The organism is Pseudoalteromonas luteoviolacea, assembly GCF_001750165.1.
GTDB lineage: Bacteria > Pseudomonadota > Gammaproteobacteria > Enterobacterales > Alteromonadaceae > Pseudoalteromonas > Pseudoalteromonas luteoviolacea_G.
The window spans coordinates 1,248,025-1,261,787 of record NZ_CP015411.1; the positions used below are offsets into that span (position 1 = coordinate 1,248,025).

13 protein-coding genes are annotated in these 13,763 nt (G+C 42.3%); 12 read left to right on the top strand and 1 reads right to left on the bottom strand.

The window, feature by feature from the left end:
- Nucleotides 1-10 precede the first annotated feature (10 nt).
- From thrB to S4054249_RS05505, 12 genes are all read left to right on the top strand, one after another.
- The gene (gene thrB, locus S4054249_RS05450) at nucleotides 11-940 is read left to right on the top strand and encodes a homoserine kinase (RefSeq protein WP_046356684.1); all 930 of its coding nucleotides are present in this window, start codon (nucleotides 11-13) and stop codon (nucleotides 938-940) included.
- 10 nt (nucleotides 941-950) lie between these two features.
- Nucleotides 951-2,234, top strand: coding sequence for a threonine synthase (gene thrC / locus S4054249_RS05455; protein WP_046356683.1), 1,284 nt, complete (start codon nucleotides 951-953; stop codon nucleotides 2,232-2,234).
- Nucleotides 2,235-2,491: 257 nt separating this feature from the next.
- Nucleotides 2,492-3,748 carry a serine hydroxymethyltransferase gene (glyA, locus tag S4054249_RS05460; RefSeq protein ID WP_023398518.1) on the top strand — a complete coding sequence of 419 codons (1,257 nt, stop codon included), beginning with the start codon at nucleotides 2,492-2,494 and terminating at the stop codon, nucleotides 3,746-3,748.
- A 163-nt stretch (nucleotides 3,749-3,911) separates the two neighbouring features.
- Entirely contained in the window at nucleotides 3,912-4,361 is a 450-nt protein-coding gene (gene nrdR, locus S4054249_RS05465; RefSeq protein WP_046356682.1) for a transcriptional regulator NrdR, read from the top strand.
- A complete protein-coding gene (ribD, locus tag S4054249_RS05470; RefSeq protein ID WP_046356681.1) occupies nucleotides 4,361-5,476 on the top strand; it encodes a bifunctional diaminohydroxyphosphoribosylaminopyrimidine deaminase/5-amino-6-(5-phosphoribosylamino)uracil reductase RibD in 1,116 nt (371 codons plus the stop codon). Before nrdR ends, ribD begins: the two co-directional genes overlap by 1 nt.
- 8 nt (nucleotides 5,477-5,484) lie before the next feature.
- Entirely contained in the window at nucleotides 5,485-6,141 is a 657-nt protein-coding gene (locus S4054249_RS05475) for a riboflavin synthase (protein WP_046356680.1), read from the top strand.
- Nucleotides 6,142-6,176: 35 nt separating this feature from the next.
- Nucleotides 6,177-7,289: a bifunctional 3,4-dihydroxy-2-butanone-4-phosphate synthase/GTP cyclohydrolase II gene (gene ribBA / locus S4054249_RS05480; RefSeq protein ID WP_046356679.1), complete on the top strand. Its 1,113-nt coding sequence runs from the start codon at nucleotides 6,177-6,179 to the stop codon at nucleotides 7,287-7,289.
- 115 nt (nucleotides 7,290-7,404) lie between these two features.
- The gene (gene ribH, locus S4054249_RS05485) at nucleotides 7,405-7,869 is read left to right on the top strand and encodes a 6,7-dimethyl-8-ribityllumazine synthase (protein ID WP_039611622.1); all 465 of its coding nucleotides are present in this window, start codon (nucleotides 7,405-7,407) and stop codon (nucleotides 7,867-7,869) included.
- Nucleotides 7,870-7,880: 11 nt separating this feature from the next.
- Nucleotides 7,881-8,291 carry a transcription antitermination factor NusB gene (gene nusB, locus S4054249_RS05490; protein ID WP_046356678.1) on the top strand — a complete coding sequence of 137 codons (411 nt, stop codon included), beginning with the start codon at nucleotides 7,881-7,883 and terminating at the stop codon, nucleotides 8,289-8,291.
- Between the two features lie 44 nt (nucleotides 8,292-8,335).
- The gene (gene thiL / locus S4054249_RS05495) at nucleotides 8,336-9,301 is read left to right on the top strand and encodes a thiamine-phosphate kinase (protein WP_046356677.1); all 966 of its coding nucleotides are present in this window, start codon (nucleotides 8,336-8,338) and stop codon (nucleotides 9,299-9,301) included.
- 8 nt (nucleotides 9,302-9,309) lie between these two features.
- Nucleotides 9,310-9,795 (top strand): phosphatidylglycerophosphatase A family protein, encoded by a 486-nt coding sequence (locus S4054249_RS05500; RefSeq protein WP_046356676.1) that lies wholly within the window; start codon nucleotides 9,310-9,312, stop codon nucleotides 9,793-9,795.
- 25 nt (nucleotides 9,796-9,820) lie between these two features.
- Nucleotides 9,821-12,898, top strand: coding sequence for a ligand-binding sensor domain-containing diguanylate cyclase (locus S4054249_RS05505; protein WP_046356675.1), 3,078 nt, complete (start codon nucleotides 9,821-9,823; stop codon nucleotides 12,896-12,898).
- A 72-nt stretch (nucleotides 12,899-12,970) separates the two neighbouring features.
- On the opposite strand, the gene S4054249_RS05510 is transcribed toward S4054249_RS05505, so the two are convergent.
- Nucleotides 12,971-13,741: a transporter substrate-binding domain-containing protein gene (locus tag S4054249_RS05510; protein ID WP_046356674.1), complete on the bottom strand. Its 771-nt coding sequence runs from the start codon at nucleotides 13,739-13,741 to the stop codon at nucleotides 12,971-12,973.
- Nucleotides 13,742-13,763: the final 22 nt, after the last annotated feature.

Below are 13,763 nucleotides of genomic sequence, written 5' to 3' on the forward strand. Positions count from 1 at the left end.
GGAAGGCACTATGAGAAAATTTTATGCACCTGCGTCTATTGGTAATTTCTGTGTTGGGTTTGATTCACTTGGTGCGGCAATCACGCCGATTGATGAGCAATTATTAGGGGATGTCGTTCATATTCAAGATGCTGATAAAGATAGTTTTGAGTGTATCGGTGAGTACGCGCACAAGCTCCCATCAGACCCACAAGAAAATTTAGCATTTCAATGTTTAGCGCATTTTCGGGCGCAAGTGAAGCCTGATATGCCCAGTGTTTTTTTGAGATTAGAGAAAAAACTGCCGGTTGGTTCAGGGCTTGGATCCAGTGCATGCTCTGTTGTCGCAACCTTTGCGGCACTGAACGCGTTTGCTGACACTAAGTTGTCGCAGTCACAAATGATTGAACTGATGGCGGACTTTGAGGCAAAAGTGAGTGGCGCACGTCATTATGACAATATTACGCCATGTTATTTGGGTGGGTTACAACTTACAGCGGAATTAGTGCCAGACAGAGCACTGGCATTACCGATTGACCCGAACTGGTATGTTGTTGTGGCATATCCCGGGTTTGCATTGAATACAGCTAAAGCGAGGGCGGTTTTACCTGCGACGCTTACATTAAGTGAAAGTGTTGAGTTTGCCCAGAGAATGTCCTCATTTTGTGCTTTGCTGCAGTTGAATCGATTTGATGAGGCTGTTGCGCTCATGCGAGATAATCTGGCAGAACCAAGTCGTTCGCCACTTATTGAAGGATTTGAAGAGGCAAAACTGAGTTTACCTGAGTTGGGCGCCAGTGTGGTCAGCATATCTGGCGCTGGTCCGACGCTTTTTGCGCTGTGTCATTCATTAGAGATTGCGCAAAAGTGTCAACACTGGCTGCAGTCACACTACTTGAACGGACAAGGGTTTAGTCATATTTGTAAAATAGACAGTCTGGGCACTAGAGAACTGGTTTAAGGAATTAAAAATGAATTTAGTTAATCTTATGGAGCCTGAGCAGCAGGTTTCATTTACAGAAGCGGTGAAAATTGGCCTAGGGCGTAATCAAGGCGTGTTTTTTCCAGAGAAATTAGCAGCAATTGAAAATGTTGATGCGTTGTTAGCGATGCCATTTAAAGCCCGCAGTAGTAAAATTTTACAGCATTTAATCGGTGATGAGCTGCCAAGTGATACGCTTGATGAAATGGTGAATAGCGCATTTAATTTTCCGGCGCCAATGGTTGAAATTGAAAAGAATACGTATTGTTTAGAGCTATTTCATGGTCCGACACTGGCGTTTAAAGATTTCGGCGGGCGCTTTATGTCTGAGTGCATTGGCTTATTTAGTCAAGGCGAGCGGGTTACGATTTTAACAGCGACCAGTGGAGATACTGGCGCAGCGGTTGCCCATGCATTTTACGGTAAAGAAAACGTAGACGTAGTAATTTTATACCCGCAAGGCAAAATTTCGCTGGCACAACAAAAGTTATTCACAACGCTTGGTAATAATATTCATTGTTATGCCGTGGAAGGCAGTTTTGACGACTGCCAGGCACTGGTAAAACAAGCTTTTTTAGATGAAGAAGTTAAGTCTAAGTTGGGCCTGAACTCGGCCAATTCAATTAACATCAGTCGTTTGTTGGCGCAAGTATGTTATTACTTCGAAGCTTTCGCACAGTTATCTCAGTCTCAACGAGAGCAAGTGCATGTATCTGTACCCAGTGGTAATTTTGGTAATGTCTGTGCTGCAATGATTGCAGCTGCAATTGGTTTGCCGATTAAAAAGCTAAGTGCTACGACGAATCAGAATGACACAGTACCGCGTTACATAGCGACAGGCAATTGGTCACCGAACGCAACTTTAGAGTCTTTGTCCAATGCGATGGATGTGAGTAAACCTAATAACTGGCCTCGTGTTGAGAGTATGCTTAAAAGAGGAGTATTCGATAAAGATGATTTTTATTCATGTTCCGTGTCTGAATCTCGTACTCAAGAAGTGATGAAACAAATCAACAAGCAAGGTTATGTAGCAGAGCCGCACACTGCAATTGCTTATGAAGGCTTGCAAATCAATAAATCTTCCCATGAAATCGGGATCTTTTTAGCGACGGCTCATCCGGCTAAATTCAAAGAATCTGTTGAAGGTGTTTTAGAACAACAACTTGACATGCCTAAAGTACTTTCAGATGCGCTGAATAAGCCTTGCCTAGCTGAATGCATCTCAGCCGACTACGAGGGGCTTAAGCGGCGCCTATTTGAAAAATTAGGCTAGTTTAGTTTCTTGTTTTTTACGCTTGTGCATACATTCATTGATGAAGGGTGAATGTATGCACATTTTAATTTTAAATGATCTAATCAATTCATATAAATATTTTTTATATTTAAATAAAAAAATATCATCCCAGAAACACTGTGAAATAAATTCAATCCTTGCTTAAATAGAGCCACGCAGATTTCGTAGGCAATTGGATGTAAATTGCGTACAATTGCATTCGGTAAATTTAATCATACGTGCACCTAGGAGAAACCATGTTAGAACGTAACATGAATATTGCAGATTTTGACCCTGAATTATTTAACGCGATCCAGTCTGAAACGACTCGTCAAGAAGAGCACATCGAGCTTATCGCATCTGAAAACTACTGTAGCCCGCGTGTTTTAGAGGCTCAAGGGTCACAACTTACAAACAAGTACGCAGAAGGTTACCCTGGCAAGCGTTATTATGGCGGTTGTGAGCACGTAGATGTGGTTGAGCAACTAGCTATTGACCGTGCATGTGAGCTATTCGGTGCCGATTATGCAAACGTACAGCCGCACGCTGGTTCACAGGCTAATGCTGCGGTTTTCCAAGCCCTTCTTCAACCACATGACACTGTTCTAGGTATGAGCCTTGCACATGGTGGTCACTTAACTCATGGTTCTCACGTTAACTTCTCTGGTAAGACTTACAACGCGATTCAGTATGGTCTGAATGAAGAAACAGGCGAAATTGATTACGCACAAGTTGAAGCTTTAGCGCTAGAGCACAAGCCAAAAATGATCATTGGTGGTTTTTCTGCATACTCAGGTATCGTTGACTGGGCTAAGTTCCGTGAAATCGCGGATAAAGTTGGCGCATACTTACTTGTTGATATGGCTCACGTAGCTGGCCTAGTTGCGGCAGGTGTATACCCTAACCCTGTGCCTCATGCGCATGTTGTAACTACAACTACGCACAAAACATTGGCTGGCCCTCGTGGTGGTTTGATTGTTTCAGCATGTGGTGACGAAGACGTTTATAAAAAGTTAAACAGTGCTGTATTCCCTGGTGGTCAAGGTGGCCCATTATGTCACGTTATCGCTGCAAAAGCGGTTGCATTCAAAGAAGCACTAGAGCCAGAGTTTAAAACATACCAAACTCAAGTCGTTAAAAATGCACAAGCGATGGTTGCTGTACTTCAAGAGCGTGGTTATAAAGTTGTTTCTGGTAAAACAGACAACCACCTGTTCTTGCTTGACCTAATCGATAAAGACATCACAGGTAAAGATGCAGATGCAGCGCTTGGTCGTGCAAACATCACGGTTAATAAAAACTCAGTACCAAATGACCCTCGTTCACCGTTTGTAACATCAGGTCTTCGTATTGGTTCTCCGGCTATCACACGTCGTGGTTTCAAAGAAGCTGAAGCAGGTGAGTTAGCTGGTTGGATCTGTGATGTTTTAGATAACATCAACGATGAATCAGTTCAGGCAGAAGTGAAAGAAAAGGTAAAAGCTATCTGTGCTAAATTACCTGTTTACGCATAATTAAACTCACAATTTGCGTTATTTTTGATATTATAAAGGCCGCTTTTATGCGGCCTTTTTGTTATCTCTTACTTTTGCGTTTTAAACGCATGCACCAGTTATGTTTTGGTTTCGAAGATAATTAAACGCAGCATATAAAAATATTACCCAACAGTGAGAATATATGCATTGTCCTTTTTGTACGGCAAAAGATACTAAAGTTATTGATTCGCGTTTGGTGGCTTCAGGTCATCAAGTACGACGCCGTCGCGAGTGTATAGTTTGTCATGAGCGTTTCACCACGTTTGAAGGGGCAGAACTATTAATGCCCAGAGTGATTAAACAAGATGGCACGCGAGAGCCCTTTAACGAAGATAAGTTGCTCAATGGTTTACATCGTGCGTTAGAAAAGCGCCCCGTCAGTACAGAACAAGTTGAAGAGGTTGTTCATCAAATCAAATCACAGATCCGCTCAACTGGTGAGCGCGAAGTGAATAGTAAAATGATCGGCGAATGCATTATGGAGGCACTAAAAAAACTCGATAAAGTTGCGTACGTTCGATTTGCTTCTGTTTATCGCAGTTTTGAAGACATTAAAGAGTTTGGTGAAGAAATCGCAAGATTGGGTGATTAATGGACTTTACGCAGGTTGATCATAACTATATGGCAATGGCCATTGAACTTGCAAAGCAAGGGCAATACACAACAACACCAAATCCCAATGTAGGCTGCGTTATTGTTAAAGAGGGCGAGATCATTGGTAAGGGTTTTCATATCCAAGCAGGTGGTCCTCATGCTGAGGTGCATGCACTCAGAGAAGCTGCTGGCAATACTCAAGGTGCCACAGCCTACGTAACGCTGGAGCCATGCAGCCATTATGGTCGTACACCGCCTTGTGCAAAAGGCTTAATTGATGCTGGTGTAGCAAGAGTTGTGTGTGCCATGGTTGACCCCAACCCACAAGTTGCTGGCAATGGCCTTAGAATGCTCGAAGAAGCGGGCATTGAAACTGCTTTTGGATTAATGGAAGGCGCTGCGCGTGCGTTGAATAAAGGGTTTCTAAAAAGAATGGAAACCGGTAAGCCTTACGTTATTGCAAAGCTTGCAGCTAGCTTGGATGGAAAAACAGCACTACAAAATGGACAGAGTAAGTGGATCACTGGGCCCCAGGCTAGACAAGATGTACAAAGCTTTCGTGCACAGAGCTGTGCAATTTTATCCGGTGCAGATACGGTATTGGTTGACGATGCTAAACTAAATGTGCGGGCCGATGAATTTAGTGATTGTGGTAAAGTAGAGTTACTGACTCAATTGCGCCAGCCTGTCCGTGTAATTATTGATACTCAAAATCGGTTACACCCGACGCTAAAATTATTTAGTCATGACTCTAAAATCATTATTTTACGTACCAAACTTGATAATCAGCATCAATGGCCTCATTTCGTAGAGCAAGTCTGCTTGCCTGAGGTAGCAGGTAAATTAGATTTACATGCTGCGATGATATTTTTGGCAGCGCAAAACTTTAACCAAGTATGGTTGGAAGCCGGTGCTACTTTGTGTGGTGCAATGCATCAACAAAATTTAATAGATGAATATATCATATACATGGCACCCAAAATTATTGGTGAAGGTGGTAGAGGATTGTTTAACAGCTCGGTATTGACCGAGATGGATCAAATTCCCGAACTAGAAATAATTGAGAGTGTCCAAGTTGGCACAGATATCCGCATTAGTGCGATCAAGAAATAAGAGTAAATATGTTTACAGGTATTATTGAAGCAACCGGCACATTGACCGAACTGACCTTAAAGCAAGGCGATTTGAGCGTTAAAGTGCAATCGCAAAATTTGGATATGTCTGATGTCGCGCTTGGGGACAGTATTGCAACAAATGGTGTGTGTTTGACTGTAGTAGAAAAGTTCAATGATGGCTTTAGGGCTGACGTATCAAATGAAACTTTGTCGCTTACCCGATTTGGCGAATATAAAGTTGGTCAAAAGGTTAACTTGGAAAAAGCGCTGCAGCCAATATCTCGCCTTGGTGGACACTTAGTATCAGGTCACGTGGATGGTATTGCAAGCATTGTAGCCGTTGAGGCCAACGCTCGCGCAACTGATTATTGGCTATCGGCGCCTCGCGAATTGTTGAAGTATATTCCATATAAGGGTTCGGTGGCTATTGATGGGATCAGTTTGACTGTCAATGCCATTGAAGAAAGTAAGTTTAAACTTACCATCGTGCCTCACACAGCACAAGAAACAACAATAGCAGACTTTAAAGTTGGCACTTTGGTGAATTTAGAAGTTGATCAAATTGCTAGATATTTGGAGCGTTTAGTGCAAGGCAATCAAAGCGCGCCAAGTGAATCGACTCTCACAACCAGTTTGTTGGCGCAAGCTGGCTTTATTAAGTAATTGGCCATTCAAACAAAGTAATTAATGGGAAAATTATGAGCTTAAACAGCGCAAAAGAAATCATCGAAGACATTAAAGCCGGTAAAATGGTTATCTTGATGGACGATGAAGATCGAGAAAATGAAGGCGACTTAATCATCGCGGCAGAGCATATCACGTCCGAAGCGATTAATTTTATGGCGACCTATGGCCGTGGCCTTATTTGCTTAACTATGACGCAAGAGAGATGTCAGCAACTCGACCTTCCGCTAATGGTTAGAAATAACGGCGCTCAGTTTTCTACTAACTTTACAATGTCAATTGAAGCGGCTAAAGGTGTAACAACGGGTATCTCAGCAGCAGATAGGGCAAGAACAGTGCAAGCCGCAGTTGCTAAAGGCGCGGTGCCTGAAGATATTGTTCAGCCGGGTCATATTTTCCCTATTATGGCGCAACCAGGTGGTGTCTTGACTCGAGCGGGTCATACTGAGGCGGGTTGTGATTTGGCTCGTTTGGCAGGCCTTGAGCCTTCATCAGTGATTGTAGAGATCTTAAACCCTGATGGCACGATGGCAAGGCGCCCTGAACTAGAGGTATTTGCAAAAGAACACAATATTAAAATTGGTACTATTGCTGATTTAATTGAATATAGGAACTTGAACGAAACTACGATAGAAAGAGTAGCTAAGTGTAAGTTACCAACAGAGTTTGGTGAGTTTGATTTAGTTACATATAAAGACACTATCGATAATCAACTTCACTATGTGCTTCTTAAAGGCGAAGTGAAAGAAAATGAACCAACGCTAGTACGTGTTCATTTACAAAGCACCTTTAATGATATTTTATTGTCTGATAGAAGTGCAGATCGTAGCTGGACACTTCATGGCGCAATGAAGCACATTTCTGAAAATGAAGGGGCGCTAGTTATTTTAGGTAAGAGCGAGCAAACTGAAGATTTAGAACAGTTAGTTAAGGCATTTGCTGCCGAAGACCAAGGTGAAAAAATCAATTACCGTAAGTTTCAAGGGACTTCTCGTACAGTTGGCGTGGGCTCTCAAATTCTAGCTGACTTAGGCATTCAGAAAATGCGCCTTATGAGTTTGCCGAAGAAATATCACGCACTTTCGGGCTTCCACTTAGAAGTTGTCGATTATGTAGAGCCGAAATAATCTCGGTCATCACTTTTTACACCTACTGTCTGGTTGGACAGTAGGTGTTTTTCTTTAAGATGTGCTATTATGCGCGTCAATTTGGCTATTGCTAATACTGATCAGGAATCATCTAATGAAAATAATTGAAGGTAACAAGTTCGCACCAGGTAAAAAATTTGCCATTGTCATTTCTCGTTTTAACGATTTCATCGGCAGCAGCTTACTAGAAGGTGCAGTAGATGAACTTAAACGCACAGGCGGCGTAAAAGATGAAGACATCACAGTGGTATATGTGCCAGGTGCAGTTGAGTTACCTCTTGCAGCTAAACGTGTTGCAATGAAAAAAGAGCATGATGCTATTATCGCGCTAGGCGTTATTATTCGTGGTGGTACACCACACTTTGATTTGGTTGCTAACGAATCTAATAAAGGACTAGCATGCGTTTCATTAGACTACGATATTCCAGTTGCTTTTGGTGTATTGACGACAGAAAGTATTGAGCAAGCTATCGAACGTGCGGGAACTAAAATGGGTAACAAGGGTGGCGAAGCTGCACTTGGTGCTCTAGAAATGGTTAACGTACTTGAGCAAATTTAAGAGGAATCTAAGTGAAACCAGCAGCTAGACGTAAAGCGCGTGTGCTTGCATTGCAAGCTGTCTACTCATGGCAGTTAAGTGGCAACCCTATTGCTGATATTGAACAGCAAATGCTAATCGAAAACGACGTATCAAAAGTAGATGTGGAGTATTTTAAAGATTTAGCACGTGGTGTTGCAGTAAACCATAAACAGTTGGATGAAGCGATTCAGCCTCACCTATCTCGTCCATTTGACGACTTAGATATGGTTGAATTAGCGACTTTACGCGTCAGTGCGTATGAGCTTAAGTTCCGTGAAGATGTGCCATATAAAGTGGCTATCAACGAAGGGATTGAACTGGCCAAAATGTTTGGTGCAGAAGACAGCCATAAATTTGTAAATGGCGTGTTGGACAAAGCAGTTAAGAAAATCCGCAAATAAGCAGAATCATGAGGAGAGCCGGCGTTGGCCGGCTTTTTTAATGTATGAAGGAATTTGAGTTAATTAATCATTACTTCAAAGGCAGAGGCATAACTCGCCGTGATGTTGCCGTTGGTATTGGTGATGATTGTGCTGTTGTTGATATTCCCGAGAACTGTCAACTTGCAGTAACCACAGACACCTTAGTTGAAGGTGTACACTTTTTCTCCGACATTCCTGCCAGAGCGTTAGGTCATCGCGTGTTAGCGGTAAACCTCAGTGATCTTGCCGCAATGGGGGCTGAGCCCACATGGATATCTATTGGACTCACTTTACCTAATGTAGATATGGCTTGGTTGGAGGAGTTTACCGAAGGGTTGCACGAAATTGCTGAATACTACAATGTGCAGCTGATAGGTGGAGACACCACACAAGGACCTTTAACCATCACGATTTGCGCCAAAGGCATCATTCCAAAGGGTAAATCTTTAACACGTTCTGGTGCCAACGTTGGCGATTGGATATATATTACTGGGCCTGTAGGTGACGCTGCTTTAGCGATTGAGTCGCGTAAACGCGGCATTGAACTCAGTTCTGAGCAACATAAGCGCGTAGTCGAAAAGCTACACTATCCAAAACCTCACGTTGCGGCAGGGCAGGTTTTAAGAGGCCTTGCGACTTCCTGTATTGATATCTCTGACGGCTTACTTGCTGATCTTCAGCATATTGTTGATCGTTCAATGGTTGGGGCTGATATCGATATCGATAAGGTGCCAATTTCTGATGATTTACGAGCGTTAGAAGACACAGCACTGAGAGAGATGCTGAGTTTGTCATACGGTGATGATTATCAATTACTTTTTACAGTAAATGACAATAACAGAAGTGCCGTCGAAGCAAGGTTAATGCAGTATGGTGTTGAAGCAACATGCATAGGGCAAGTAACAAATACACTTGGCTCTGTAGAGCTTTACAAAGATGGCGAGAAGTACTCTATTAAAGAGCAAGCTGGCTATGAACACTTTAATTAGGAGCGAGCTTGGATAAGTCGTTAAAATTCAATCTCAAACGCCCACATCAGTTTTTTGCATTGGGGTTTGGTACAGGCCTTGCGCCTAAAGCCCCAGGTACAGTTGGGACCTTAGCTGCATTACCTTTCATATTTGCTACGATGACTTTACCAATTTGGTTTCAAGTTAGTCTCGCGATTCTCATGACAATTTTTGGTGTTTGGGTTTGTGGCAAAACTGCACGCGACGTAAATGTTCATGATCATCCAGCCATAGTGTGGGATGAAGTCGTTGGTTTTTATATTACGATGATAGGCGCCGCAATCAACTGGCAGTCATTGTTGGTGGGCTTTTTGCTGTTTCGCTTTTTTGATATTGCGAAACCTGGCCCGATTAGAATGTTAGACAAGAAGTTACATGGTGGTCGTGGGATCATGGCCGATGATGTATTGGCAGGTATTTTTTCATTGATTTGTATTCAAGCTTTGTTTAAAACAGGGGTCCTAGGCGGCTAAATTAAAGTTGAGAAAGAGGGAATCTATGCACAAGTTTTTCCTACTGTTAATTATGGCGGTTGTATTCAATGTGAATGCAGCGATTAACGACTATGTTGTAAAACAGTGGAATATGCAAAATGATTTACCATCACAGAGTATTAAAAGTGTGGTGCAAGATCAGCAAGGCTATATTTGGCTCGGAACACAATTTGGTCTGAGTCGCTTCGATGGACATCAGTTCGTCAACTTTAATACTCAAAATACGAACTTCTTGGTAAGTAACGCGATCAATAAACTTGTGGTTGATCGCTTTGGCATGTTGTGGGTAGGTACGCGACGAGGCGTATTGCGCATAGATCCACAAACTATGAAAGCGCAGAAATTCAAAATTCAAGCTGATGTTAAGGATATTATTGAGGACAACAGCGGAAATATTTGGGTCGCTGCAAATGGGCTTTATTACATTTCTGCAAAGCGTTTAATGTTGGATAAAAACAACTTAGACGACAGTAAATTGTCGCTCACTCACATCAGCCAGATAGTTGGTGCAGTGACAAAAATGGCTCCTTCTCCAGATGGTATTTGGGTTGTTAATGAGCGCCATCTATTGCGCATAGGAGAGGCTCAATTTGTTGGCTCTAATGGTATGCGATTAGAGTTATCAAGCAAAATCTCTCTACCAAGACAGCTTGCACAAACCAATATACACGATCTTGCTTGGGTGGATGGCAAGCTCTTTTTGGCATCCCAACTAGGGGCTTTTTTCCTCGACTTTGATGAAGTCCTACGTCGATTTGATGAAATTGGCAATAGCGCTGTGTATAAGTTCTTGAGTGATGAGCAAGGGGGATTATGGGTCTCTACCTATGGTCGTTTACTTTATAAAGAAAGTGGTGGCGAGTGGCAATCTGTTGATTTGGTTCAATTAGATCAAGGCATTTGGTTTACAGACTTATTCATCGACAAAAGTAACAATGTATGGTTGGCAAGTATTAATGAAGGTCTGTGGCTTGCTCATTCAGGTCGAGTAGAGCGCTTTCAAGCTGGTTTGCGTGGTAAACAAGCAATTTCGGCAATGACAATGGGACCCAGAGGTAATGTCTGGGTTGCCACCCGAGAAGGGGTGGGTATGCTTGATCAAGATGATAATTATCAACCAATTATTACACCTGCGCAACTTAAAGGCGTTGAAGTCCATGATATGGAGTTTTTGGATGGTCGCCTTTATTTAGGCACCGGCCGTGGTGTGGTCATTTATGACAATGGTCAGTTACTGGCCATACCAAATCGGGAATTTCGTCAGACACAAGTATTTACTATTAGCCCTTCTAACCAAGGCGGACTTTGGATCGGGACAGGTAGAGGCTTATATCGCCTCGATTATAATGGGTTAACGCCTTTCACTTACAATGCTTTCCTTGGTAGTCAGTTTGTTACCTATGTCGTAGATTTTCCGCGTTATGGTTTTATTGGTACTGACAAAGGTGCTTATAAATACAACGAACGAGGAATAGAAAAAATAGGTGGACAAACATCGTTAGAAACTGCTTATGTTACCAGTATCTTGCATGTAGAAAATTATACCACTTTAGTCGGCACATTTTATGATGGGTTATATTATCGTACTGAGTCTGGCGACTGGTATCAATTAGATGCTTCCCACGGGTTACCCTATGGTCCTATTTTGTCATTACATTTCGACAAAGAACAAAATTTTATATGGGTAAGTTCTATGAAAGGCGTATATCGCATGTCAATAGAACAGTTTGCTCAAGAAATTGAGAACCTGAAGGTGGAGCAAGTCATCAACCCTTTCGACCGCCAATTAGATGGAATGCCAAGTCAATGTTGTACAGGCCTTGGGCATGACTCGGTAGTTGAAGTTGATGAAGTTTTATTATATCCCAGTTTGCAAGGTGTGGTGCGTATTCCTAAAAGTGTAAAGTTATTCAGTGACAGTGAACTTGAACCACGCTTTGAAGGGATCACAACGCCAACGAGAGAGCTTACACCGAACAAAATAGTAGAGAGCATAATACTTGATACAAACGAAAGAGACTTGACCATTCGTTACACAGCGATTGATTTTTATGCTCCACAAAGTATTGAGTTTAGATATAAACTGGAAGGGCATGATGACCAATGGCGCGATGCATTGGCCCGCCGTGAAGCAATCTACACAAATTTACCACCCGGTGAGTTTACATTTAAATTGGAAGTAAAGCGTCGTGGTGAAGACTGGCAAGAGGCGCATTCTAAGGCGGTTAAGCTCACGTTGCCGCGTCGCTTTGATGAAACAGTGTTTTTTAGACTGATTATCACGTGTGGCTTCATATTTTTGTTCTACCTAGTATTTTGGGTATTCAGAGCGCAAGAGAGGCGTAAGCAAGCAGCGTTAGAAGAGTTGGTTACAGAGCGTACGACTGAATTGAGAAAAGCGAATGAAAAACTCAATAAAGTGAATACGCAGTTAAAACTAGTAAGTCATTCGGATGAGTTGACTGGATTGAAAAGTCGCAGGTTTTTATTTGACCAGTTACCTAAGGATATTGAGCATTATCAGCGTAATGCGAACTCGTTGAAGGCACAAGGGAAGAGCCTTGTATTAATGATCCTGAATATTGATAAGTTCAGTAAAATAAACGATGCCAACGGACCTATTGGCGGTGATAGCTGTCTACAACAATTAGCGACATTACTTAATACTCGGACACAAGGATCTGACTATGTCGCCCGTTGGAGTGGTGATGAGTTTTTACTTCTATTACGAGACTTCCAATGCGCTGATGTTGACCAGTATGTCAAAGAGTTGTGCAAGGCTATCGGCGAGTTTGATTTTACTTTACCAAATGGCAAATCAACCAAAATGACGGTATCTGTTGGTTGGTCATTCTATCCACTACAAATGTTAGGTGGTCATGTAATTGGCTGGGAAGCATCAGTAAACCTTGCCGATATTGCGCTTCATCAAGTGAAGCGAAGCGGTGGAGATGGTGCTGGGACTGTGGTATTTGACGATGAGTTGGATGCATTTGAGTTTGAGCAAAGTCAGAATGTTGAATCTCAGTTGCAACTGTTACAGTCCAATGGTTTAGCTGAAATAAAAGTTTGGATGCGTTGAGAGCACATCTTTTAGTACGTGTAGAGAGGTGCCCTTCGGGGTATCCTCTCACCATAGTGAACTGAATGACATTTATTCATTTATCTGCCGTTGTACACTCAGTAATGCTTCATTCATTCTTTTAATAAAGTCGTATTTATATGGGAATTTCTCGCCATTATCTTTGGTGTAGCCTATGTGTGCAGTACGACTTAATACAATACGGTCTTCTTTAAATTGCTCGACATTTAAATTTGTAAGCTCTCGCTTTACCGACTCAAACCCCATAAGTGTCGACAGCCTATCGTTCACATAGCAATCTAGGCGAAACTTGGACAGCTTTTTGATATTGGTGAGTGTATCTTTATTTTCCCAAATTTTAATCAACCCCTTTTTTCTCGCTGTTATGAGTTCTTTATCAAGGATTAAAAAGCCAGCATTGATACCAATGTTAATTGGGGGGTATTGAGGTGAACGTGCAAGAATGTTTTGTAATGTGATCCCAGGATTACAAAAAGCAACAACCGCCTCTTCTCCGAGGGAAGTAGAGTATGGCCAAATATAAGGTCGCTTATCCTTATGGATGTAGGGGGGGAGTAATGCAAATGCTTCGCCATTTTCCATTGCCGCTACACCTCGTTTCCAGGGGATTGGCTCTAGAATGACTTGGTAACGATCGGATAGCTGCCTCGCAGCAAGTCTAACTTGTTCAATATAAATACCATATAGATAGCCATTACTTTCGTAGGAATAGGGTGGATAACTATCATCTACTAAGATTGTGACACGCGGCTTTGCATTCCCATTTGCACTGGCTGGTACAAGTAGGCACAGGGTAATTACAAACACTAGTAGTGCAAACATGGGACGCGACATAATTTATATA